Here is a 22299-nt window from a genome sequence, read left to right on the forward strand (position 1 = left end):
GTTTGATCGCTTCGGATAAAGCGGTCGCGGCAGGCTCCCTCTCCTTCCAAGGGAGGGGGCCCGCGCGAAACCTCATCCTGGAACGGCGGCCTCGACCCCCGCATCACCCCACACTGGCCGCCGGCTCGACGAAGCGCGGGAACAGCCCGACGGGGGCGGGGAGCGGCGTGCCGGGCACGAGGCGACCGCCCTCCCCCACATGGGCGAGCTGGCGTTGGTCGCCCGGCACGGCCAGCAGGTCGAGGAGCTTCCCCGCCGAATCCGGCATGAACGGCTGCACCAGGATGGCGATGGCCCGCAGGGTCTCGGCCACCACGTAGAGGGAGGCGGCCATGCGGGCCGGGTCGGTCTTGCGCAGGACCCAGGGCTTCTGGGCGTCGAAATAGCGGTCCGAGGCCGTCACCACGGCCCAGATCTCGGTGAGCGCCGTGTGGAGCGCGAGCCGGTCCATGGCATCGCGCACGGCGCCCGGCAGGGCGTCGGCCAGGGCCAGGAGCGCCCGGTCGTCCTCGGTGAGGTCGCCGTGCTCCGGAACCAATCCCGAAACGTTCTTGGCGATCATCGAGAGCGAGCGCTGGGCGAGGTTGCCGAGCCCGTTGGACAGGTCCGCCGTGGTGCGGGTGACGATGGCCTCGTGGGAGTAGTTGCCGTCGCCGCCGAAGGGTACCTCCCGCAGGACGAAGTGGCGCACGGGGTCGACGCCGTAGGTGGCGATGAGGTCCATGGGGTCGACGACGTTGCCCAGCGACTTCGACATCTTCTCGCCCTTGGAGAGCAGGAAGCCGTGACCGAAGACGCGCTTGGGCAGCGGCAGTCCGGCCGACATCAGGAAGGCCGGCCAGTACACCGCGTGGAAGCGGACGATGTCCTTGCCGATGACGTGCAGGTCCATGGGCCAGAACTTTTTGCGCGCGTCCGCCTCGTCCGGGAAGCCCGTGACGGTGAGGTAGTTCGTGAGCGCGTCGACCCAGACGTACATGACGTGGTCGGGATGCCCCGGCACCGGCACGCCCCAGTCGAAGTTCGTGCGGCTCACGGAGAAGTCCTTGAGGCCAGAGCGTACGAAGCTCGCCACCTCGTTGCGCCGGGTCTCCGGGCCGATGAAATCGGGCTGGGATTCGTAGAGGGCCAGCAGCCGGTCCCCATAGGCCGAGAGGCGGAACAGGAAGTTCTCCTCCTCCATCCAGGTCACGGGCGTGCCGGTCTCGCGCGACCGGCGCTCCCCGTCGGGGCCGATCTCGGTCTCGTCCTCGGCGTAGTAGGCCTCGTCGCGCACGGAGTACCAGCCGGAATACTTCGACAGGTAGATATCGCCGTTGGCCTCCATCCGGCGCCAGAGTTCCTGCGCGGCGGCGTAGTGCACGGGCTCGGTGGTGCGGATGAAGCGGTCGTGCGAGCAGTTGAGGGCCTTGACCATGGTCTCGAACAGGCCGGCCATGCTGTCGGCGAGGGCCCGCGGCGACAGCCCGGCCTTGGCGGCGGCCTGCTGGATCTTGAGGCCGTGCTCGTCGGTGCCCGTGGAGAAAAGCACCTCGTAGCCGTCGAGGCGCTTGAAGCGCGCGATGGCGTCCGTGGCGATCGCCTCGTAGGCGTGGCCGATATGCGGGGCGCCGTTGGGGTAGGAGATCGCGGTGGTGAGGCCGAAGGTTTTTTCGGAGGCCGGGTCGGTCACGTCGAAGTATCCCCGGAGGCTGGGTTCATGGGATCACAGGACGAAGACTCGTAGGACGTCCGTCCGGTTCAGGCCGCCGCGCGCAGGGCGCCGGCGAGGTCTCCGAACAGGGACAGGACCAGCGGCCGGCGGTCGAGATTGTAGGTCGCGGCCTCCCGCGCGGCGCGGGCGATCTTGTCACACACCTCGACCAGGGCCGCAAGGCGGGCCGGCCCCTCGTGGGCGCGCCGGTCGAGTTCGGCCGAGACGAAGCGGAACACCGTGTCGAGGCTCGCGGCGAACAGGTCGTCGGAGTCGCGGCCCGAGAGCTTCTCCGCGAGCGCCAGGATGCGGCGCCAGTCCGGGTGGTCGAGGCGGGCGAGGAGGGTCTCGACTTCCGCGACGAGGTTGGCGGTGGCGGGATCGAGCATCGCCATCGCCTGCGCCACCGAGCCCTCCGACAGGGCGGCGGCCCGGGCCAGCGCCTCGGCTTCGGGCTGGACGAAGGGCGGGGGAAAGCCCGCCACAACCCGGGCGACCTCGGCCTCGGGCAGCGGCCGCAGGGTCAGGGCCCGGCAGCGCGAGCGGATGGTCGGCAGAAGCCGGCCCGGCGCGTGGCTGACGATGAGGAACAGGGAGCGGGGCGGCGGCTCCTCGACCATCTTCAGGAGGGCGTTGGCGCTGTTGGCGTTGAGGTCCTCGGCGCTGTCGACGATGCAGATACGGTAGCCGGCCGCCCCCCCGGTGGAGCCGAAGAGCTCCAGGGCGCCCCGCGCGGCATCGACGGAGATCTTCGTCGCCAGGGTTTTCGCCGTGGGCGGCCGTGTCCGGCGCAGGGCGACGAGGTTGGGGTGGGACAGGGCCGCGACCTGGCGGGCCGCCGGGTGGCCCGGATCGACGTGGAGGGTTTCGGGGATCGCGTCGAGGCCCGGATTGGCGATGAGCCAGCGCGCCATGCGGTAGGCCAGCGTCGCCTTGCCGATGCCGCGGGGGCCGCCGATGAGCCAGGCGTGGTGCAGGCGCCCGGACGCGATCCCGGCGACGAGGGCGGCCTCGGCCTCGGTGTGGCCGACGAGGCCCGCCTGCTCGCGGGGGCGGGGAATGTGGGGCAGGTCGCCCGGCTCGACATCCTCGGGCAGGCGTTCAGGCCGCATCGCCATGTCCCTCCCTGGTATGCTCCTCCCTGGTATGTCCCTCCTTGGTATGCTCCTCCCTGGTATGTCCCTCACCGATAGGCGCCTCGCCGAGAAGCAAGGGCAGCCGCGCCGCCACGGCCGCCCGGATCGCCGCCTCCACCGCCTCGGGGTCGGCGCCGGCGTCGACGATGGCGCAGCGCTCCGGCTCGGCTTCGGCGATGGCACGGAACGCGGCGCGCAGGCGGGCGTGGAACTCGAGGGCCTCGGCCTCGAACCGGTCGGGTGCCGCGTCCGAGCGCTTGGCGGCGCGGGCGAGGCCGAGCGCCGGGTCGAGGTCGAGGATCAGGGTGAGGTCGGGCCGCGTCGGACCGACGACGACGCGCTCCAGGCCGAGGACGAGGGCGGGATCGAGGCCGCCGGCGGCGCCCTGGTAGGCCCGGGTCGAATCCGCGAACCGGTCGCACAGCACGGTCTCGCCCCGGGCCAGGGCCGGGCGGATCAGGGTGTCGAGGTGGTCGATGCGGGCGGCGGAGAACAGCAGGGCCTCGGCGAATGGGCCGTGCGGCTTGGCGATGCCGGCGAGCAGGGCGGCGCGGATCGCCTCGGCCTTGGGCGAGCCGCCGGGCTCGCGCGTCACCACCACAGGGCGGCCGGTGCGGGCGCGCAGGTGCTCGGCGAGGCGCCGGACCTGGGTAGATTTCCCCGCCCCCTCCCCGCCCTCGAAGGTGATGAACGCCCCCGTCGCGCCGATCCCTGTCGCGCCTTCCGTCAAGACCTGTCTTCCGTCACGACTCGCTGTCCGTCACGATTTGGCGCCGGCCTTCTCGAAGGCGCGGCGGAACAGGCCGGTGCCGACCTCCAGGGCCGCGTCGAGGGCCCGCTGCGGAATCGTGCCGGCCGGGACGTCGGCGCCGGCATAGAGCGGCTGGTCGAGGGCCTGGATGTCGCCGCGCATGATCCGCAGGCGGCCCACGGCCTTGCCCTCCTGTACGGGGGCGACGAGAGGCCCGTCATAGACCGCCTTGGCGGTGATCTTGTCGCCGGTGCCGCGCGGCAGCAGCACCCGCACGGGTTTCTTCGCCACCAGCGGCACGCTTCCCTGCGCGCCGCCGTAGACGGAGGCCTCCGCCACGGTCTCGCCGGCGGCGAAGACCTGACGCGGCTCGAAGGCGCGAAAGCCCCACTCCACCAGCTTGCGGGATTCGGCGGCCCGGTCGCGCGCGGTCTTGAGGCCGCTCACCACCATGATCAGGCGCTGGCCGTTCTGCACCGCCGAGCCGGTCAGGCCGTAGCCGGATTCCTCGAGGTAGCCGGTCTTGAGCCCGTCGGCGCCGATGTCCAGCGCCAGCAGCGGGTTGCGGTTCTGCTGCTTGATCTTGTTCCAGGTGAACTCGCGTTCGGCGAACATCTTGTAGAGGTCGGGGTAGGTCTCGATGAGGTGCAGGGCAAGCTTGGCGAGGTCCCGCGCGGTCACCTTCTGGTCGGGCGCCGCGTAGCCGGTGGCGTTGCGGAAGGTCGAGCGCGACAGGCCGATCTCGCGGGCCCGGTTGGTCATCATCCGCCCGAAATTCTCTTCCGAGCCGGCGATGCCCTCACTGATCGCGATGGCGGCGTCGTTGCCCGACTGGACGATGAGCCCGCGCAGGAGGTCGGACAGCTTGATGCGGCTGTTGAGCTGGGCGAACATCGAGGAGCCGCCGCCGCCGGCCCCGCCCCGGCGCCACGCGTCCTCGGTGATCTGGAATTCGGACTCCATGGTGAGCCGGCCCTGCCGGATCTCGTTGAAGACGATCTCGGTGGTCATCAGCTTGGCCATGCTGGCCGGGGAGAAGGGCTCGTCGGCCCCCTTCTCGAACAGCACCGAGCCGGAATCGGCATCGATGAGGATCGCGTGCGGCGCCGCCGACTGGAAGCTCTGGGCAAGGGCGCCCCAGGCGGAGGCGGCGAGCAGGCCGCAGACCAGGGCCGTCCGGCTCGCGTGAAGAACCATCGCGCGCATCTTTCGCCTCACACCACTCGACGCCAGAATCTCGTCACCCCGATCACCGGCCCCCACCAGTGATCAAGCGTGACGATACAGGGATTTGCGTGCGAGATCGAACCCAAATGCGTGATGCCTCACGGCATTTCGCATCGCACAACGCCGCAGAGTTCCGGGGCAGAGTTCCGGGTCAGCGCGCCTCGGCCACCCGCGCGCGCGCGGGCTTGCCGGCCACGACGGCGGTCCTGGCCGGGGCGGCCTTGCCCACGGGTGTCGGCGTGGCCTTGCCCGCGAGGACAGGCGTGGCCTTGGCCGTCACCTTCGCGGGCGGCAGCGTTGCCTTCGCGACCGCCACGGCCTTCACGGGTCCGCCCGCCTTGGCTGAGTCGACGGTCTTACCCACGCCGCCCTTCGAGGCAACGACGGTCTTGTCCGCAGCGGTGGTCTTGCCCGCAGCGACGGCGTGCACCGGGGCGACGTCCCTGCCGGTCCCTCTGGCCACGGCCTTCGGCTGAACGGACGGCGCAGGCCAGGCGGCGGCGGTGCGGGTGAGGGGCTGGGCGGCGGCCTGCATCCGGCCCCCGGTCCGGTGACCGTCCTCGATCCCGCGCGCCGCCAACCGCACGGGCGGCGGGGTCAGGACCAGGGGCGCCGGCGCGAGGCGCACGGGGGCGGTGGGCACATGCCGGAAGGTGGTCTCCCGCACGGCGGTCGGCTGGACGGCGGCCGGCACGGCGAGGCCGGCCGCGCTCGCCAGGAGGATCGGCTGGACCCGTGCCGGACGGGGCGCCTCGCGCGGCGTCTCCTGAACGGTCTCGGAAGCGGCCTCCGGCGCGGTCTCGCGCGGTGCCTCGTCGGCGGCGGGCTTGAACGCCAGGGCGGAGCGGCCCCGGGCCAAGGGTTCGTCGGGGCCGAGGTCGGCCACCATCACCGGCGAGGCCCCGCGGATCGCGGCGGGCACGCCGTCCGTGCGCAGGGTCGCCAGCAGCTTGCGGTCGTCGCTGCCGGCGGTGGAGGCCTTGCCGACATACTCGACGCGGACGCGGGAGGTGCCGCCGCGGTGGAATTCCAGCGCCTGGGCCACCTCCTCCGACACGTCCATGATGCGGTCGGCGTGGTAGGGCCCGCGATCGTTCACCCGCACGATCATCGAGCGGCGGTTGGCGAGGTTGGTGACGCGGGCGTAGCTCGGCAGGGGCAGGGTCGGGTGCGCGGCGGCGATGGAATTGCGGTCGAACACCTCGCCGTTGGCGGTCAGGCGACCGTGGAAGGCGGCGCCGTACCACGAGGCCTGCCCCTCGCGGACGTAGCCCTTGGCGTCCTCGCGCGGCACGTAGGTGCGGCCGGCCACCACGTAGGGCTTGCCGGAGAAGCGGCGTCCGCCGCCCTTCGGGATCACGTCGCCCTCCTTGTAGAGGCGCGGGCTCGCCTTGACCCCGTATTTCGGATCGAGGGTGGAGCCCGAGGGCCCGGCGAATTTCTGCTGCGGATTCTGGGCGCAGTTGGCGGTGGTGAGCGCCACGGCGCAGACACCGAGGAGCTGCCACAGGGGGCGGCCCGGCACAGCGGATACGAGGCCGGCCTTCGTCGAACGCGTCATCCCAAGAATCCGCCCCGCCGCCTCGTTACGCAACACACACCCGCGACCGAGACGACGAGGTCCACCGGGGCCCGGAGCGGCGCGAACGCACGCCATCCCGAGGGCCGCAGGTTTGTCGCTTTGCCGTAAACGAAGGCTGAATGGGATCGACGGGATTGCCGTGCGGGCGGGTCAGCCGGCCCAGCGCAGGGTCACGCACTACCTTCAGAATCGAGGCGAACCCGTTACACAATCCAAAGAATATGAAAAACCTGACGATCAGTACAATGAATCTGTGAGCCGCCTCGCTCGCGCGAGGGCCGGGGTTCGGGCGTTGCGCTGAGAGGTTGGATCGAAATCCCAGCGTAACCATCTTAATCGAAACGAGGAATCATCCCAGGCGCGGAGACTCGGCTGTCCAGGGCAGGCACCGAACCCTGCCGCGCGGAAGCGACACGGGTCCGCGCCGACCCGCCTCAGCGCGGGTCGGTCTCCGTCAGCTGCTGGATGGAGCGGGCGCCGCGCTGGCGGAACAGCAGGTCGAGGGCCTCCAGCATCAGGCCGTGCATCTTGGCCCGCTCGGCATGGGCGATGTCGCGCAGCTGATCGTAGACCGGCGGCTCGAGGTAGACCGACATCTGCCGCGCCCGCTGCTTCAGGGTGGCGGCGGGCCGGGGGCGGGGGGGGCCGACGTCGAGCTGGACGATCTCGGCGGTGGCGTGCGGGGGGCGCCCCGTCGTGGCCGAGGCCGCGACGATGGCGGCGAGGCTCGGCTTAGGCGGCTTTGACATGCTTTGAGACCTGCATCCGCTTCTCGATCCAGGTCCAGAGCTTGCGGATCTCGCCCGCGGCCTGGCCCTTCGGATTGAACTCGGTGACGCCCTGGCCGACCCCGATGGCGTCCTGGTGGTCCGTGCGGGCGACGATGTTCACGTCGGGCAGGATGCCGAGCACCGCGAGGCCGTCGGCGGCGTCGCGGATGCGGTAGGAGCGCGGCGGGGTCTGGTTGAGGACGAAGGCGAACTTCTTCTCGAGGCGATAGACGGCGGCCAGGGTCGGCTTGAACGCCCGCAGGTCCGCCGGCGTCGGCCGGCACGGGATGATGCAGAGATCCGCCGCGCGGATCGCCGAGAGGGTCCCGGTGGAATCGACGCCCGGGGTGTCGATGAAGACGTAATCGTAGGAGGATTCGCGCAGCTTGGCCATGACCCCGTCGATCTGGGTCGCGTCGATCTGGGCGACCTCGGGACCGTCGGCGGTGCGGTGGTCGAGCCAGTCGGAGATCGTCGCCTGCCGGTCCATCTCGAGGATGCACACGGACAGGCCGCGCTCCTGCGCGGCGACGGCGAGCGAGATGCACAGGGTGCTCTTGCCGCTGCCCCCCTTCTGCGTGACGAACGTGATGGCCTTCATCCTGGCGCCCCTTCGCGGCTCTCGACGTGTCCCGGCCACCCAGGACCTGCCGCGCGGGCCGGTTCGTCCTGTGACGCAAGGATGACCTGATCCATCTCCCCGATCATGGTTAATCCTTCGTTAAACCGCGGCCCGTCCTCCGCCCCCGCCGCCACTCCCAAAATCCAATCTGAGGTTGCTGGTTGGCCATAAAAGCGCAACCGCCCCCTTCTCCTAAGCTGGTTTCACGGGTAGCCTGGGTCGACCAGGGCGTGTCGCGCCGCGCGCACGATCAACCTCAGGTAAATTCCACCGCCTGCCCCGCGACCGGCTCCGGACCCCGCGCTCCGGCGGTGCCCCTTCGCGGTGCCCCCTCCAGGAGATCCATGTCCCGGCTCATGCACGCGGCGGCGAACGGCGACGAGGTGCAGGCGGCCCTGGCGGCCTCCGGCGTCGTCGGCCTGTGGACCTACGACATCTGGACGGATCGCCTCGTGCTCTCGGGCGACCTCGCCGAAATCCTGGATCCCGGGCAGGAACTCGAGCCCGGGCAGGAACTCGAGCCCGGGCAGGAACTCGAGCCCGGGCAGGAACTCGAGCCCGGGCAGGAACTCGATCCCAAGCAGGAACCTGCGGCGCCCGGCATGCCGCTGGAGAGCCTCCTCGGCGGAATTCACGACGAGGACCGTGCCCGGGTGGAGAACGTCGTCCACGCCGCCATCGTGGGCGCCGCGCCGTTCGACGTGGCCTTCCGCACGGCGCGGAGCGGGCGCACCCTGTCCTTGCGCGGACGGATCGAGTGCGACGACGCCGGGCAGCCCCGGCACGGGCGCGGCATCGCCCTCGACCTCACCCACGAGGAAGGGCTCGACCGGCCGGCCCAGCACGCGGTGAACCGCATGGCTGAGCACGCCATCGCCCTGCACGGCCTCGTCGGGCACCTGCACCGCCCTGCCCTCGCCCGGCTCCTCGACGGCCTGATGCGGGAGATCGGCCGCGAACTCGCCCGCCACCTCCGGGACGCGGCCGGCGAGCGCCGACACTGACCCCCTGCCGGGCCGCGGCTCCTGCCGCGCCGTGGCCTTCCGTGGGAGTCGGCGACCCCTTCGGATCGATCCGGCGGGATCGCGGCCCGCGGCGAACCCGGCCCCCGCCTCGCCGCAACGGCGGGCCGACGGCGAGAATCCGCCCCCCCCTCGCCCCGGAAGATGATCTACACCGGCCTTTCCGAACGCGATCGTGCCCACGGCCACGGGCCGGGCGACGACGCGCCAGTGCATTTGGGAAGGCAGCGGATGTCCGCAGGGTCAGGTCGCCACGTCGTCGTCATCGGGTCGGGCGCGGTGGGCACGGTGAGTGCCCTCGAATGTCTGCGGGCGGGGCACCGCGTCACCGTGGTCGATCCGGGCCAGCCGGGCGGCGAGCACGCCACGAGCTACGGCAACGCCGGCTGGCTCTCCTCGCATTCCGTGATCCCGCCGGCCGAGCCGGGGATGTGGCGGCGGGTCCCCTCGTTCCTCCTCGATCCCCTCGGCCCGCTCTCGATCCGCTGGACCTACCTGCCCAAGGTCATGCCCTGGCTGATCCGCTACCTGCTGGCGGCCCGGAATCCGGCCCTGATCGAGCGGACGGCGCGGGCGATGCGGACGCTGCTGGTGGATGCGCCGAAGCTCCACGCGGGTCTGGCGGCCGAGGCCGGGGTGTCGCACCTCATCGAGCGCCGCGGCGTGCTGCACGTCTATCCCGACCGGGCGGCCTTTGCGGCCGAGGCCCGGTCCTGGGCCATCCGCCGGAAGGTCGGCGTCGCATGGCTCGAACTCTCGGCCGAGGAGGTGCGGCAGCGCGAGCCCCATCTCCATCCGCGCTACACCTTCGGCGTCGTGGTCGAGGAGGCGGGGCATTGCCGCGATCCCGGCGGCTACGTCGCCGCCCTAGCGGATCTGGCCCGCGCGCGGGGCGCGACCCCGGTCACCACCCGGGCGACGGGGTTCCGCCATGCGGCGGGCCGGCTCGCCGCCGTGGTGACCGAGCAGGGCGAGATCGCGTGCGACTGCGCCGTGGTGGCGGCCGGCGCGCGTTCGAGGGCGCTGACCGCCGCGCTCGGCGACCCGCTGCCCCTGGAGAGCGAGCGCGGCTACCACGTGATGCTGCCCGACGCGGCGGTGGGTCCGCGCACGCCGGTGATGGCCTCCGACGCCAAGATGATCGTCAACCACATGAACGGCGGGCTGCGCGCCGCCGGGCAGGTCGAGTTCGCGGGGCTCGCGGCGCTGCCCAACTGGAAGCGCGCCGACATCCTGCGCGATCACCTCGTCTCGATGTTCCCGGATCTCGCCGGATCCGTGTCGGCCGAGGGCCTGCGGGTCTGGCTCGGCCACCGGCCGAGCATGCCGGACGGGCGCCCCTGCATCGGAACGGCGCGGACCACCGCCGACGTGATCTACGCCTTCGGGCATGGCCATGTGGGCCTCGTCGGCTCGGCCCGGACCGGCCGCCTCGTCGCCCAGCTCGCGAGCCGGGCCGAGCCCGAGATCCCCCTCGCGCCGTTCGATCCGCGCCGCTTCCTCTGAGGGGATCGGCGGAACCCGCCCCCCCCCCGCGCGGTCACGGCAGGGCGGACGCCGCGCGCACGGGGCGGGCCACCCGCGCCGCGAGGGCGCGCAGGGCCGGGGCCGCCTCGGCCGGGGGCTTGCCGAGGGCCCGGGCATAGGCGTGGATCTCGGCGGTGCAGCCGCGCGGCGCGGCGGCCGCGGCGTCGGACACTGGCTCGATCCACGGGGCGAGCCCGGTGCGGGCCACCAGGGCCGGCACCTCCGTCGCATCGGCCAACACCTCCCCGGCCTCGACGAGGTCGGCCCCCGCGCCGATCCGCGCGCAGGCGTCCCGGTCCTCCGTGCGGGCGGCCAGCATGGCCCGCAGGAGCACGCGGCCCGCGGCCAGCACCGTCGGATCGTCGGCGCGGGCGAGGCCGCGGGCGACCCCGAGGGCCGCGCGCCGGCGCAGGCCCGCGACGGACTCGGCCTCCGGGCGGCCGTCGCGGTAGGCGTCGGCGTACCATGCGGCGAGCCCGTCCACGGCGCCCGGTGCCGCGGCGAGGAGCGGCAGGGTGCGCAGGACCGCCGCCCGGGCACCGGCGGGGCTCGCATCGTCGTCGAGGGTCGAGTCGGGAAACCGCCCGGTGTCGACGATCTCGGTGACGACGCGGGCGGCGAGAAGCCGGCCTGCCTCCGGAACCCAGAGGTCGGCGGAGGCGGTGGCCAGGGCCTCGGTCACAAAGGCGGGGTCGAGGCCGGCGGCGAGGTAGGCCGCGCGCTCGAACGTCCCGTCCGCCTGGATGGCCTGCCCGAACAGGCCGGCCTCGTAGGGGGCGTGGAACCCGAGGCGGCCGCCCTCTACGAGGAAGCGCCGGGGCCCGCGCACGAAGGCGAGGGTGCAGGCCGAGACGCAGTAATCGGGCACGTAGGTGGCGAGCCCCCGCGCCGCGACGAGGTCGCCGAGGGCCTGGCCCTCCTCCACGAGACCGCCCTCGCTGGTGAGGTGCAGGCGCTCGGCCCGGGGATTGGCGTCGAGGAGGGCACGCAGGCGCTCCGCCGTCCCCTCCCCCAGTTCGCCGGACAGGCGAATGTCGCGGCCGTGGGGCCCGAGGACGACCCGGGCGGGCGCGGCGGGCGTCTGGGTGCCGAAGCGCTCTTCCAGGCGGAGCGACACGGCCGCATAGGCCGCGCTCATGACCGGACCCAGACCGGTGCTCACACTGGTGTTCATGCCCGGATTGTTCATGCCCGGGTCGTTCATGCCCGGCCGGTCGAGGCAGGCGAGGGTTGCGAAGGTCAGGCACCCGGCCCCGGTCAGGCAGGCGGTTCCGGCCCCGAGGATGCGTCCGAGGCGTCCGCCCCACCCTGCCGTTCCCGTACGCGTTGCCATCCGACCGAGGCCTCCCGAACGCGTCGCGACGACGCGTTCGGGGGATGATCGCCCCTGGCAAGGCTTCGGCAAATCCCCCACCGGCGCCGGAAATCGCCGCGCCGGGCGGCGCGCGGGCCTCCGGAGACGGTCTCGCCTGCCCGTGCCGACGCGGGCGGATCGATCTCCCGCCGCGAACGCCGCACGCAGGATCGCATCCTCAAGGCCGGCCGAATATGTCGCAGGGGCAAGGGGTTGGGCGGCTTACGCCTCGCCGGGCGCGCGCAGCAGGTAGGTGTCCATGATCCAGCCGTGGCGGGCGCGGGCCTCGGTCCGGGTCCGGCCGATGGCGTCGGCGATGTCGCCGAGGCGGCCGGACAGCACGATCTCGTCGGCGGTGCCGAGGTAGGCGCCCCAGTAGATCGTGAGCTCCGGGTCGAGGTGGTCGAAGCGCGGATGCCCGTCGAGCATCACCACCGTGGTGTCGGCACCCGGGGGCAACCCCTCGGCGATCTGCCGGCCCGTGGTGATGTGGATCGGCGCGCCGATGCGGTTGAGGGCGATGCGGTGGCTCGCCGCCAGGGCCTGGACGCTGCTGATCCCCGGAATCACGTCGTAGACGAATGGCACGCGGCCGCGCGCCACGATGCGCTCGATGATCCGCAGAGTGCTGTCGTACAGGGAGGGGTCGCCCCAGACGAGGAAGGCGCCGCACTCGTCGGGCCGCAATTCGCCCTCGATCATCGCCTCGTAGAGGGCGGCCCGGGCGGCGTGCCAGGCCTCCACCGTCGCCCCGTAATCGGCCGGGTTGCGGTCGCGCTCCGGGTCCTGCGCCTCGACGAAGCGATAGGGCCGCTCGGTGATGTAGCGCTGGCAGATCTCGCGGCGCACGGCGACGAGGTCGGCCTTCTCGCTGCCCTTGTCGAGGACGAACACCACGTCGACCGTGTTGAGGGCGCGCACCGCCTGGACGGTGACGTGCTCGGGGTTGCCGGTCCCGATGCCGATGACCCGGATGGTTCGCAACATGTGACGCGCTCTCAGACCCATCGCCCGGCTTCGGCCTCGTTCCCTGGACCGAAGTCCGGCCCGAAGTCCCTGTCTTATCATGCTCTTACGGCGACGAACCGGAATTCGCGCCGCGGCGTCAGCCTAAGCGAGAAAATCGCCTCTGTCGCGGGGCGACGGCCAGCCCGGGCGGGACAACGCCACGGATGGAGGCCAAGGATCGGGGCCACAAACCGTGCGTGGCGGGCCGCCGGCTGGGCGCGAGACGCCTCGACAACGGACGCGCCCCGATCCTACTCCTCGGCGCCTCGCCCCGTTCCGGCACCCATCCGCGTTCCGAAGAGAGCTGCACCGCCATGACGCGCAAGACGAACCCGCCTTCCACCACGAACACGCCTTCCCCCTCTAACAAGACTTCCCCCTCGAACAGGACCGCCATCGCCGGCGCCCTCCTCCTCGGCCTGGCCCTGATTTCGGGCCCGGCCCAGGCCGCCCCCGGGCCCGACGACCATGCGGGCCACGGCACGCCCCATCATGCCCATCCGGCAGCGACGGCGGGCGCCGAAGCCCCCTCCACCCGCGCCTTCCGCGAAGCCGGGACGCAGATGCACGGCGACATGGACATCACCTATTCGGGCGACGTCGACCGCGATTTCGCAGCCGGCATGATCCCGCACCACCAGGGCGCCATCGCCATGGCCAAGGTCGCCCTGCAATACTCCAAGGACCCCGAGGTGCGGGCGCTGGCCGAGAGCATCGTCAAGGCCCAGGATGCCGAGATCGCCCAGATGCAGGCGATCCTGAAGCGCAAGCCTGCGCCGGCGAAGTAGAAAGGCCGCGCCGGGGCCAGGGTACGCCATCGGAACGTCTCGGGCGCCCCCGCGCCCGATCCGTCCCCCCGCTGGTCGCACTCCGGCCCGGCCCTATCTGGACGGGTTCCAGACAAGCCGCGCGGAGCCGCCCGAGCATGAGCTTTCCCATCACGCTGATCGTGAACGGCGAATCCCGCAGCCTCGTCCTCGAGGATGCGCGGGTCACCCTCCTCGACGCCTTACGCGAGCGCCTCGACCTCACCGGTTCGAAGAAGGGCTGCGACCGGGGCCAGTGCGGCGCCTGCACCATCCTGCTCGACGGGGTGCGGATCAACGCCTGCCTGGCGCTGGCCGTGAGCCACGACGGTGCGGCCATCACCACCATCGAGGGCCTGGCCGACGGCGACGTGCTGCACCCGGTCCAGGCCGCCTTCGTCGATCACGACGGCTACCAGTGCGGCTTCTGCACGCCGGGCCAGATCATGAGCGCGGTCGGCCTCATCCGGGAGGGCCAGGCCGGCGACGATCCCGAGCGGGTGCGCGAGGGCATGAGTGGCAACCTGTGCCGCTGCGGCGCCTATGCGGGGATCACCGAAGCCGTGCTCGCCGCGCAGGCGGCCATGAACGCGCCGGACGTCCTGCCCGGCGGCCACCTGATCGAGGACGCGGCATGAACCGGTTCGACTACGTCCGCGCCGGCAGCGTCGCCGAGGCCGTGGCGGCCCACGGGGCGGGGGCCGCGTATCTGGCGTCGGGCACCAACCTCCTCGATCTGATGAAGGGCGGCGTCACCCGGCCCGAACGCCTCATCGACATCTCGCGGGTATCGGGCCTCGATGCGCTCGAGACCCTGCCGGACGGCGGCGTCCGCATCGGCGCTCTGGTGCGCAACGCGACGCTGGCCCACGATCCGGCCTTCGCCCGGGCGTATCCGGCCGTGGCCGAGGCCCTGCTGTCGGGCGCCTCGGCGCAGTTGCGCAACGCCGCCACCACCGCCGGCAACGTCCTGCAGCGCACCCGCTGCCAGTACTTTTACGACACGGCGAGCGCCTGCAACAAACGCGCGCCCGGCGCCGGCTGCGAGGCCATTGGCGGGGCGACGCGCACCCATGCGATCTTGGGCTGGAGCCAGCACTGCATCGCCACCCACCCGTCGGATTTCTGCGTGCCGCTGGCCGCCCTCGACGCGGTGGTGGAGGTCGAGGGCCCGGCCGGACGCAGGGACATCCTGCTCGCGGACTTCCACCGCCTGCCCGGCGACGCGCCGGAGCGCGAGACCGAGCTGGCGCCGGGCGAATTGATCGTGGCTGTCCGGCTGCCCCCCGACGCAAAAGATTTCGCGGCCCATTCGCGCTACCTCAAGGTCCGCGAGCGCACCTCCTACGCCTTCGCACTGGTCTCGGCGGCCGTCGGGCTCACCTTCGACGGGGGCCGCATCGGGCAGGCCCGCCTCGCCCTCGGCAGCGTCGCCCTCAAGCCCTGGCGGGCGCGGGAGGCGGAAGCCCTGCTCGCCGGGCAGGTTCCGAGCCCCGAACTGTTCGCGAGCGCCGCCGCGGCGGCGCTCGCCGGGGCGCGGCCGTCCGGCGACAATGCCGCCAAGATCGAGCTCGCCCGCCGCATCGTCGTGCGGGCGCTCACCCTGGCGCAGGCCGGCACCCCAGCGCGCATCCCGGCCCTGCCGGCCAGTCCTTTCGGAGCCCGACCATGACCGAGCGCATGCGCCACGGCGCCTCCATCGGCCAGCCCCTGACCCGGCGCGACGGCCCCGCCAAGGTCACGGGCGCGGCCCGCTACAGCGCCGACTTCCACCCCGCGGGCATGCTCCACGCCGTCCTGGCCGTGAGCGCCATCGCCCGCGGCCGGGTGACCCACCTCGATGTCACGGCGGCGCAGGCGCATCCGGGCGTCGTCGCCGTGATGACGCCGGAGAACGCGCCCAAACTCGCCAAATCCCCGGACGACAAGGACAATCCCTTCGCGTTCCGCCTCGACCTCCTGCAGAATTCGGGCGTCCGCTACGCCAACCAGCCCATCGGGGTGGTGATCGCCGAGACCCTGGAGGCGGCCACCGAGGGCGCGGCCCTGCTCGATCCCCGCTACGAGGCGCAAGCCGCGAGCGTGGAACTGGGCGGCGAAGAGATCTTCACGCCCGGAACCGTCGGTGCCGGCTCGCCGACCCAGGAGGGCGCGGGCGACCTGGCGGCCGGGTTCGCCGCCGCCGAGACCCGGATGGAGGCCACCTACGAGACGGCGGCGCAGTATCACAACGCGCTGGAACCCCACACCAGCGTGGCGCAGTGGGACGGCGAACGCCTCACCCTCCACACGCCGACCCAGGCCCTGTGGATCGCCAAGGGCCGCCTCGCCGGCCTGTTCGGGATTCCGGAAGGCAACATCCACATCGTCAGCCACTATCTCGGCGGCGGCTTCGGCTCGAAGGGCTTCATCTCGTCCCCGCAGATTCTTGGGATCATGGCGGCCAAACTGGTCGGCCGGCCGGTGAAGCTGGTGACCCGGCGCGAGCAGATGTTCGGCCCCGTCGGCCATCGCGCGTCGACCCGCCAGACCCTCAAGCTCGGTGCCCGGGCCGACGGCGCCCTCACGGCGCTGGATCACCACACCCTGACGCTGACGAGCCGCCACGACGATTTCGTGGAGGCCTGCGGCCTCATCGCCCGCCACCTCTACGCCTCCGAGGCGATTTCCACGACGCACGCGGTCTCGCGGGCCGATATCGGCACGCCGATCTTCATGCGCGCCCCCGGCGAGGCCCCCGGCAGCGTCGCGGTGGAATCGGCCCTCGACGAACTCGCCCTGAAGCTCGACATGGACCCGCTGGACCTGCGGCTGAGGAACTACGCCGAGGTTGAGCCCATCACCCACCGACCGTTCTCCTCCAAGGCCCTACGCGAATGCTACGCGCAGGGCGCCGAGCGTTTCGGCTGGAGCAGGCGCCCGAAACAGCCGCGCCAGATGCGGGACGACCAGGGCCTCCTCGTCGGCTGGGGCATGGGCACCGCCACCTATCCGGCCGGGATGATGCAGGGCGAGGCCCGCGCCACCATCCGGGCCGACGGCACGGCGCTCATCGAGACCGCCGCCCAGGACATGGGCCAGGGCGCCTGGACGGTGCTGGCCCAGATCGCCGCCGACGGGCTCGGCCTCGACGGCGACCGGGTGGAACTCCGCATCGGCGATTCCGACCTTCCGAACGGCGGGCTCGCCGGGGGCTCCACCGGCACCGCCACCTCCGGCAGCGCCGTGCACGCGGCGACGCAAGCGGCCCTGGCGCAGCTCGCGGACCTCGCCGTCAATGACCGGGCCTCGCCCCTCTACGGCGCCGGCAATGCCGGCACGGTGGCGGAGAATGGGCGCCTCGTCCGCCGCGATGACCCCACCCGCGCCGAGGGCTTCGCGGAGATTCTTTCTCGAGCGGGCCGCGATTCGGTGGAGGCGAAGGGCACGGGGGCGGGCGACCCGGCATCGCGAAAAACCTACGCCATGCACGCGCACGGGGCGGTCTACGCCGAGGTGACGGTGGACCCCGATCTCGGGCAGATCCGGGTGACGCGGCTGGTCGGCGCGTTCGCGGCCGGGCGCATCGTCAACCCGCGCCTCGTGCGCAGCCAGTATTACGGCGGCATGATCTGGGGCGTGTCCCTGGCGCTGCACGAACACGCGGTGGTCGACACCCGGTCGGGCCGGGTGATGAACCCGAATCTCGCCGAGTACCACGTGCCGGTGAACGCCGACGTGCCGTCCATCGAGGCGATCCTGGTGGAGGAGCACGATCCGCACGTGAACCCGCTCGGCATCAAGGGGGTCGGCGAGATCGGCATCACCGGCACGGCGGGCGCCATCGCCAACGCCGTGTGGCACGCCACCGGCGTGCGGGTGCGCGACTTCCCCATCACCCTCGACAAACTGCTGGTCTGAGGGCAGCCTTCGCCCAAGTCCGGGCGGCGGTCGCTGCGGGAAGACGCCGCCCGAACCTTTTGAAAGTTTGGCCGGCGACCTATCTCACGGTCTCTCGCATGAAGACGGTAGGAAAGACGCCCCCATGGCTTCGCCCGGAGACTGGAAAATCCCCGCATCCGTGCAGCCCAAGGCCGCCGATTATGCCTTCGACCTCGCGCAGGCGCTGACCGCCATCGTCGCCCTCTCGACCCGCGTGCCCGACGAGGCCTTCACCGCCGAGACGCTGGGCACCGAGCGGGCCGGCAACGGCGTCGTCATCGGCGACGACGGCCTCGTGGTCACCATCGGCTACCTCGTCATGGAGGCCGACACCGTGTGGCTCACCACCCAGGACGGACGCTCGATCCCCGGCCATGTGGTCGGCTACGACGCGGTGACGGGCTTCGGCCTCGTCCAGGCCCTCGGCACCCTCGGCCTGCCGGCCCTGCCGCTCGGCCGCTCCGCCGGCGTGAAGGTCGGCGACCGCGCCATCGTCGCCGGGGTCGGCGGCCGCCAGCGCAGCGTCGCCGTGGAGATCGTCGCCCGTCAGGAATTCGCCGGCTACTGGGAATACGTCCTCGACGAGGCCCTGTTCACCGCCCCCGCCCACCCGCATTGGGGCGGCGCCGCCCTCATCGGGGCGGCCGGCGAGTTGCTGGGGATCGGCTCGCTCCAGCTCCAGCAGGGTACCCCGGAGGGGCCGAAGACCATCAACATGATCGTGCCCATCGACCTCCTGACTCCGATCCTCGACGACCTCGTCACCCGCGGCCGGGCCGACCGGGCGCCCCGGCCCTGGCTCGGCCTCTACGCCAGCGACGGCGACGATGCCGTGGTGGTGATGGGGCTCGCCGACGACGGCCCGGCGGAGGCCGCCGACCTGCGGGCCGGCGACGTGGTCGCCGCCGTGGCGGGCGAGCCGGTGGCGGATCTCGCGGGCTTCTTCCGGCAGGTCTGGGCGCTCGGCGAGGCCGGGGTGCGCGTGCCCCTCACCATCCGGCGCGACGGCCAGACCATCAAGCTCGCGGTGACGTCGGCCAACCGCGACCGCTTCCTCGTCTCCCCGCCCCTGCATTGATCCGGGCGCCCGGCGGGTCTATCCCGACACGATGACGGACAGAGCAGACCCTTTGCCAATCCACATCGTCGGCGGCGGGCTCGCGGGCTCGGAAGCCGCCTGGCAGATCGCGCAAGCCGGCCACCCGGTGGTGCTGCACGAGATGCGCCCGGTGCGCGGCACCGAGGCGCATCACGGCCAGGATCTGGCCGAGCTCGTCTGCTCGAACTCGTTCCGCTCCGACGACGCCAACGGCAACGCGGTCGGCCTGCTGCACCAGGAGATGCGCACCCTCGGCTCCGTCATCCTCAAGGCCGCCGACGCGCATCAGGTGCCGGCCGGCGGGGCGCTCGCCGTCGACCGCAACGGCTTCGCCGCCGCCGTCACCGCCGCCCTCGAAGCCCATCCGATGGTGACCATCGTGCGCGAGGAGGTCGAAGGCCTGCCGCCAGAGGAGTGGGGCCGGACCATCGTCGCCACCGGACCCCTGACCGCGCCGTCCCTGGCGCAAGCCATCCGCGACCTGACGGGTGCGGAGTCGCTCGCGTTCTTCGACGCCATCGCGCCCATCGTCCATCGCGATTCCATCGACATGGACAAGGCGTGGTTCCAGTCGCGCTACGACAAGGTCGGTCCCGGCGGCACGGGGGCCGACTACATCAACTGCCCCATGGACCGCGAGCAGTACGACGCCTTCATTCAGGCCCTCGTCGACGGCGACAAGATCGGGTTCAAGGAGTGGGAGGCCTCGACGCCCTACTTCGACGGCTGCCTGCCCATCGAGGTCATGGCCGAGCGCGGCCCCGAGACCCTGCGCCACGGCCCGATGAAGCCCGTGGGGCTGACCAACCCGCACGACCCGACGGTGAAGGCCTGCGCCATCGTCCAGCTGCGCCAGGACAACGCGCTGGGCACCCTCTACAACATGGTCGGATTCCAGACGAAGCTCACCTATTCCGAGCAGGTGCGGGTGTTCCGCACGATCCCGGGCCTCGAGAACGCCGAGTTCGCGCGCCTCGGCGGCCTGCACCGCAACACCTACCTCGACAGCCCCCGCCTCCTCGACGCGACCCTGCGGCTGAAGGCGCGGCCCTCGCTCCGCTTCGCCGGCCAGATCACCGGCTGCGAGGGCTACGTCGAGAGCGCCGCCATCGGGCTCATGGCGGGACGCTTCGCCCTGGCGGAGGCACGGGGCCAGACGCTCGCGCCGCTGCCGCCCACCACGGCGCTCGGGGCGCTGATCGGCCACATCACCGCCGGGCACATCGCCGCCGAGGATGCGGGCGCCCCGCGCTCGTTCCAGCCGATGAACGTGAATTTCGGCCTATTCCCGCCCCTGGATCACGCCCCCAAGGGCGAAGGCGGCAAGCGCCTCAAGGGACCCGAGAAGGCGGTGGCCAAGAAGAAGGCCCTCACCGATCGCGGCCGGGCGGATCTCGCCGCCTGGATCGGGGCGGATGCGGCGCGGATCGCAGCGGAGTAGCGGGCGCCTGCCCCGACTCCATCGCGCCGGACACGCCCGGACCATCACTGCGCCCAGGGCGTATGACTCGTTGCATTCCGTGAGCCCTGGGCGTAGGTTGACCCATGGACTTCGCGTGGCACGATGAGAAGTCGAACCGAGATCTTGGGGAGCGCGGATTCGGCTTCGACTTCGCCGCCCTGATCTTCCTCGGGTGCACGCTCCTGAAGTCCGACGACCGGCGGGATTACGGCGAGGTTCGCCAGAACGCCCTGGGAGAGATCGAGGGCGATCTCTCCCACGTTACCTTTACGGATCGCGGCTCTGTGCGGTGGATCATTTCGGCCCGTCGCGCAAATCGCAGGGAGCGCCAACGACGGCACGCATCAGCCTCGATCAACTTCGACTGAACCGTCCTCAGGCGAACCGCGAAAAGATCGAAGCCACGACCGAGGCCGACATCCGCCGCCATACCCGCGAGGACGGAGGTGACCCGGACGCAGCCCCCACAGGGTATGTTCTCGCGCGCGCGCCGGCCGAGATCAGGAAGAATCTCGGCGTCACGCAGCAATCCTTCGCCGATGCCCTCGGTGTTCCGGTCACGACCTACCGGAACTGGGAACAAGGCCGGAAGGTGCCCGACCCGGCCGCGCGCTCGCTCCTCACCATCTTCGACCGGGAGCCGGAGGCCGCTCTGCGGGCCCTGGGCATCGACTGGAGCAGTCTTCTGGGGAAGGACGCGGCGGAGACCAAATCCGGTTGATCGCGTCGCATCGAGGGCGCGCGACGCATGCCTCGATCGTCCTCGATTCAATCCGCTTTCGGCTCGTACACGAAGATCGTCCGCCCAGGCCGGTGGCCCTCGTCCCCGGTGTCGCGGAACCCGACCTTGAGGAGAAGGCCGCGGGAGGCGGCGTTGTCCGGGCGGCACTCGGCGACGAGGAATCGGTGGGGGAAGCGCTGGCGCAGCAGGCCGATGGCCGCGGTCACGGCCTCGGCGCCGTAGCCCTGCCCCCGTGCCCCGCCCCCGACCCAGTAGCCGAGTTCGACGGCGTGGTCGCCGCGCAGGTGCAGGCCGACGATGGCGACGAGGGCCCCCGCATGCGTGCGGGCGCCCAGGAAGCAATCGGTCCTCACCTTGGCGGGGCCGATGAGCCCGCGCGCCGCCTGCAGGGTGAAGGGGCTGGGCAGGAAGTCGATGGCGCCGGTGATGGCCGGATCGTCCGTGAGCGCCCGCACGGCCTCGGCGTCCCCGGGCCCCAGGGGCGCGAGGCGCAGGCGGGCGGTCTCCACGGGGGAGAGCTTGGCGAGGGAGTAGCGTGTGGCGAGCTTGAACATGGCGCCGCCATCCTAGCCCATCATCGGGTCTTCACGCGAACCGTTTGGCTCCCGCCACGCACAGGACGACGAGGCCGGCCGCCGCCAGCATGGACCAGGCGACGGGCTCGTGCAGGAGGAGCCCGGCCAGCGCCAGGCCGAAGAACGGCTGCAGGAGCTGCAGCTGCCCGACGCCCGCGATCCCGCCGAGCGCGAGCCCACGATACCAGAACACGAAGCCGACGAGCATGCTGAACACCGAGACGTAGGCGAGGCCGGCCCAGGCCGGCCAGCCGATCCCGCGCCAGGTCGCCGGCAAGGTCGCGAGGGCCAGGGCCGCCATCGCCGGCAGGGACAGGACGAGGGCCCACGAGATCACCTGCCAGCCGCCGAGGCGCCGCGACAGGACCGCGCCCTCGGCGTAGCCGAGGCCGCAGAGCAGGATGGCGGCGAGCATCAGGAGGTCGCCGACCGACGAGCCGCCGCCGCCCTGGGCCAGGGCGAAGCCCGCCACCACCGCCGCCCCGGTAACGGAGAACGCCCAGAAGGCCGGACGCGGCCGCTCGCCGCCGCGCAGGATTCCGAACCCGGCGGTGGCCAGCGGCAGCAGGCCGACGAACACCACGGAATGGGCGGACGTGACGTGCTGGAGCGCCAGGGCCGTGAGCAGCGGAAAGCCGGCCACCACCCCGACGGCCACGAGGGCCAGGGATCCGAGGTCGCGCCGGGCCGGCCGGGTCTGGCCGAGCGCCAGGAGCAGCCCCGCGCCGAGGAGCGCGGCGATCACCGCCCGTGCCGCGGTGAGGAACAGGGGCGAAAAGCCCCCGACGGCGACCCGCGTCGCCGGCAGGGAGGCGCTGAAGATGAGGATTCCGAGGAGGCCGCTGCCCCATCCCCGCGTCGTCCGTCGCATCGGGGTCCCTTTCTTGGCGAGGAACCCCGGCGATAGCTGCCTCCCCGCCCCCGCGACAGCGATGGCGCCGGACGATCCGGCCACACTGTCCGGGGCCCCGGCCGGACACCCCGCACGAAAAAACCCGCCCC

The 22299-nt window shown here is 72.1% G+C and carries 21 protein-coding genes; 10 read left to right on the forward strand and 11 right to left on the reverse strand.

The features are described from left to right. Nucleotides 1–103: 103 nt before the first annotated feature. From metG to ASF25_RS06490, 7 genes are all read right to left on the reverse strand, one after another. The gene (gene metG / locus ASF25_RS06460; RefSeq protein WP_056303968.1) at nucleotides 104–1672 is read right to left on the reverse strand and encodes a methionine--tRNA ligase; all 1569 of its coding nucleotides are present in this window, start codon (nucleotides 1670–1672) and stop codon (nucleotides 104–106) included. A gap of 68 nt (nucleotides 1673–1740) precedes the next feature. Beyond that, nucleotides 1741–2805, reverse strand: a complete 1065-nt coding sequence (locus tag ASF25_RS06465) for a DNA polymerase III subunit delta' (protein WP_056304012.1) — start codon at nucleotides 2803–2805, stop codon at nucleotides 1741–1743. Continuing rightward, complete coding sequence (gene tmk, locus ASF25_RS06470) at nucleotides 2795–3559, reverse strand: dTMP kinase (protein ID WP_244472926.1); 765 nt, start codon at nucleotides 3557–3559, stop codon at nucleotides 2795–2797. The genes ASF25_RS06465 and tmk overlap by 11 nt, the downstream gene beginning before the upstream one ends. Before the next feature lie 30 nt (nucleotides 3560–3589). Beyond that, nucleotides 3590–4777 (reverse strand): D-alanyl-D-alanine carboxypeptidase family protein, encoded by a 1188-nt coding sequence (locus tag ASF25_RS06475; protein WP_244472927.1) that lies wholly within the window; start codon nucleotides 4775–4777, stop codon nucleotides 3590–3592. 181 nt (nucleotides 4778–4958) lie between these two features. After that, nucleotides 4959–6368, reverse strand: coding sequence for a septal ring lytic transglycosylase RlpA family protein (locus tag ASF25_RS06480; protein ID WP_056303970.1), 1410 nt, complete (start codon nucleotides 6366–6368; stop codon nucleotides 4959–4961). A 455-nt stretch (nucleotides 6369–6823) separates the two neighbouring features. Then, nucleotides 6824–7138: a ribbon-helix-helix domain-containing protein gene (locus tag ASF25_RS06485; RefSeq protein WP_056168895.1), complete on the reverse strand. Its 315-nt coding sequence runs from the start codon at nucleotides 7136–7138 to the stop codon at nucleotides 6824–6826. After that, nucleotides 7122–7760: a ParA family protein gene (locus tag ASF25_RS06490; protein WP_056168893.1), complete on the reverse strand. Its 639-nt coding sequence runs from the start codon at nucleotides 7758–7760 to the stop codon at nucleotides 7122–7124. The genes ASF25_RS06485 and ASF25_RS06490 overlap by 17 nt, the downstream gene beginning before the upstream one ends. Nucleotides 7761–8125: 365 nt before the next feature. On the opposite strand from ASF25_RS06490, the gene ASF25_RS06495 reads away from it, so the two are divergent. Both ASF25_RS06495 and ASF25_RS06500 read left to right on the forward strand, forming a co-directional pair. After that, complete coding sequence (locus ASF25_RS06495) at nucleotides 8126–8785, forward strand: hypothetical protein (protein ID WP_056303972.1); 660 nt, start codon at nucleotides 8126–8128, stop codon at nucleotides 8783–8785. 249 nt (nucleotides 8786–9034) lie between these two features. After that, complete coding sequence (locus ASF25_RS06500) at nucleotides 9035–10309, forward strand: FAD-dependent oxidoreductase (RefSeq protein WP_056169036.1); 1275 nt, start codon at nucleotides 9035–9037, stop codon at nucleotides 10307–10309. A gap of 34 nt (nucleotides 10310–10343) precedes the next feature. Here the strand turns inward: ASF25_RS06500 and ASF25_RS06505 are convergent, their stop codons facing one another. Both ASF25_RS06505 and cobF read right to left on the reverse strand, forming a co-directional pair. Continuing rightward, nucleotides 10344–11663 carry a hypothetical protein gene (locus tag ASF25_RS06505; protein ID WP_056303973.1) on the reverse strand — a complete coding sequence of 440 codons (1320 nt, stop codon included), beginning with the start codon at nucleotides 11661–11663 and terminating at the stop codon, nucleotides 10344–10346. Nucleotides 11664–11906: 243 nt separating this feature from the next. Continuing rightward, nucleotides 11907–12668, reverse strand: coding sequence for a precorrin-6A synthase (deacetylating) (gene cobF, locus ASF25_RS06510; protein WP_056262687.1), 762 nt, complete (start codon nucleotides 12666–12668; stop codon nucleotides 11907–11909). A gap of 338 nt (nucleotides 12669–13006) precedes the next feature. On the opposite strand from cobF, the gene ASF25_RS06515 reads away from it, so the two are divergent. The 8 genes from ASF25_RS06515 (at nucleotide 13007) to ASF25_RS06550 (ending at nucleotide 20701) form a co-directional block, all read left to right on the forward strand. Further along, entirely contained in the window at nucleotides 13007–13480 is a 474-nt protein-coding gene (locus tag ASF25_RS06515) for a DUF305 domain-containing protein (protein WP_056304016.1), read from the forward strand. Nucleotides 13481–13617: 137 nt separating this feature from the next. Beyond that, nucleotides 13618–14136 (forward strand): (2Fe-2S)-binding protein, encoded by a 519-nt coding sequence (locus ASF25_RS06520; RefSeq protein ID WP_056168881.1) that lies wholly within the window; start codon nucleotides 13618–13620, stop codon nucleotides 14134–14136. Further along, nucleotides 14133–15170, forward strand: coding sequence for a xanthine dehydrogenase family protein subunit M (locus tag ASF25_RS06525; RefSeq protein WP_056303975.1), 1038 nt, complete (start codon nucleotides 14133–14135; stop codon nucleotides 15168–15170). Before ASF25_RS06520 ends, ASF25_RS06525 begins: the two co-directional genes overlap by 4 nt. After that, on the forward strand, nucleotides 15167–17398 hold the full coding sequence (locus ASF25_RS06530) for a xanthine dehydrogenase family protein molybdopterin-binding subunit (RefSeq protein WP_056303977.1): 2232 nt from the start codon (nucleotides 15167–15169) through the stop codon (nucleotides 17396–17398). The genes ASF25_RS06525 and ASF25_RS06530 overlap by 4 nt, the downstream gene beginning before the upstream one ends. Nucleotides 17399–17522: 124 nt before the next feature. Next, a complete protein-coding gene (locus ASF25_RS06535; RefSeq protein ID WP_056168873.1) occupies nucleotides 17523–18497 on the forward strand; it encodes a S1C family serine protease in 975 nt (324 codons plus the stop codon). 31 nt (nucleotides 18498–18528) lie between these two features. Beyond that, nucleotides 18529–19959 carry a methylenetetrahydrofolate--tRNA-(uracil(54)-C(5))-methyltransferase (FADH(2)-oxidizing) TrmFO gene (gene trmFO, locus ASF25_RS06540; protein WP_056303979.1) on the forward strand — a complete coding sequence of 477 codons (1431 nt, stop codon included), beginning with the start codon at nucleotides 18529–18531 and terminating at the stop codon, nucleotides 19957–19959. 104 nt (nucleotides 19960–20063) lie between these two features. After that, a complete protein-coding gene (locus tag ASF25_RS21820) occupies nucleotides 20064–20348 on the forward strand; it encodes a BrnT family toxin (RefSeq protein WP_082502518.1) in 285 nt (94 codons plus the stop codon). Beyond that, entirely contained in the window at nucleotides 20270–20701 is a 432-nt protein-coding gene (locus ASF25_RS06550) for a helix-turn-helix domain-containing protein (RefSeq protein WP_244472928.1), read from the forward strand. The genes ASF25_RS21820 and ASF25_RS06550 overlap by 79 nt, the downstream gene beginning before the upstream one ends. A gap of 47 nt (nucleotides 20702–20748) precedes the next feature. Here the strand turns inward: ASF25_RS06550 and ASF25_RS06555 are convergent, their stop codons facing one another. Both ASF25_RS06555 and ASF25_RS06560 read right to left on the reverse strand, forming a co-directional pair. After that, nucleotides 20749–21276, reverse strand: coding sequence for a GNAT family N-acetyltransferase (locus ASF25_RS06555; RefSeq protein WP_056303983.1), 528 nt, complete (start codon nucleotides 21274–21276; stop codon nucleotides 20749–20751). A 31-nt stretch (nucleotides 21277–21307) separates the two neighbouring features. After that, complete coding sequence (locus ASF25_RS06560) at nucleotides 21308–22168, reverse strand: DMT family transporter (RefSeq protein ID WP_056262507.1); 861 nt, start codon at nucleotides 22166–22168, stop codon at nucleotides 21308–21310. Nucleotides 22169–22299 lie beyond the last annotated feature (131 nt).

This window comes from Methylobacterium sp. Leaf100, assembly GCF_001422845.1.
GTDB lineage: Bacteria > Pseudomonadota > Alphaproteobacteria > Rhizobiales > Beijerinckiaceae > Methylobacterium.

What these genes read in the sequence shown, in the direction of transcription:
- ASF25_RS06495 (WP_056303972.1), top strand. Translation starts at nt 8,126, where the DNA reads ATGTCCCGGCTCATGCACGCGGCGGCGAACGGCGACGAGGTGCAGGCG.
- ASF25_RS06515 (WP_056304016.1), top strand. Translation starts at nt 13,007, where the DNA reads ATGACGCGCAAGACGAACCCGCCTTCCACCACGAACACGCCTTCCCCC.
- ASF25_RS06530 (WP_056303977.1), top strand. Translation starts at nt 15,167, where the DNA reads ATGACCGAGCGCATGCGCCACGGCGCCTCCATCGGCCAGCCCCTGACC.
- ASF25_RS06525 (WP_056303975.1), top strand. Translation starts at nt 14,133, where the DNA reads ATGAACCGGTTCGACTACGTCCGCGCCGGCAGCGTCGCCGAGGCCGTG.
- ASF25_RS06500 (WP_056169036.1), top strand. Translation starts at nt 9,035, where the DNA reads ATGTCCGCAGGGTCAGGTCGCCACGTCGTCGTCATCGGGTCGGGCGCG.
- ASF25_RS06465 (WP_056304012.1), bottom strand. Translation starts at nt 2,805, where the DNA reads ATGCGGCCTGAACGCCTGCCCGAGGATGTCGAGCCGGGCGACCTGCCC.
- ASF25_RS06490 (WP_056168893.1), bottom strand. Translation starts at nt 7,760, where the DNA reads ATGAAGGCCATCACGTTCGTCACGCAGAAGGGGGGCAGCGGCAAGAGC.
- ASF25_RS21820 (WP_082502518.1), top strand. Translation starts at nt 20,064, where the DNA reads ATGGACTTCGCGTGGCACGATGAGAAGTCGAACCGAGATCTTGGGGAG.
- trmFO (WP_056303979.1), top strand. Translation starts at nt 18,529, where the DNA reads ATGACGGACAGAGCAGACCCTTTGCCAATCCACATCGTCGGCGGCGGG.
- ASF25_RS06480 (WP_056303970.1), bottom strand. Translation starts at nt 6,368, where the DNA reads ATGACGCGTTCGACGAAGGCCGGCCTCGTATCCGCTGTGCCGGGCCGC.
- ASF25_RS06475 (WP_244472927.1), bottom strand. Translation starts at nt 4,777, where the DNA reads ATGGTTCTTCACGCGAGCCGGACGGCCCTGGTCTGCGGCCTGCTCGCC.
- ASF25_RS06560 (WP_056262507.1), bottom strand. Translation starts at nt 22,168, where the DNA reads ATGCGACGGACGACGCGGGGATGGGGCAGCGGCCTCCTCGGAATCCTC.
- ASF25_RS06555 (WP_056303983.1), bottom strand. Translation starts at nt 21,276, where the DNA reads ATGTTCAAGCTCGCCACACGCTACTCCCTCGCCAAGCTCTCCCCCGTG.
- ASF25_RS06535 (WP_056168873.1), top strand. Translation starts at nt 17,523, where the DNA reads ATGGCTTCGCCCGGAGACTGGAAAATCCCCGCATCCGTGCAGCCCAAG.
- ASF25_RS06485 (WP_056168895.1), bottom strand. Translation starts at nt 7,138, where the DNA reads ATGTCAAAGCCGCCTAAGCCGAGCCTCGCCGCCATCGTCGCGGCCTCG.
- ASF25_RS06505 (WP_056303973.1), bottom strand. Translation starts at nt 11,663, where the DNA reads ATGGCAACGCGTACGGGAACGGCAGGGTGGGGCGGACGCCTCGGACGC.
- ASF25_RS06520 (WP_056168881.1), top strand. Translation starts at nt 13,618, where the DNA reads ATGAGCTTTCCCATCACGCTGATCGTGAACGGCGAATCCCGCAGCCTC.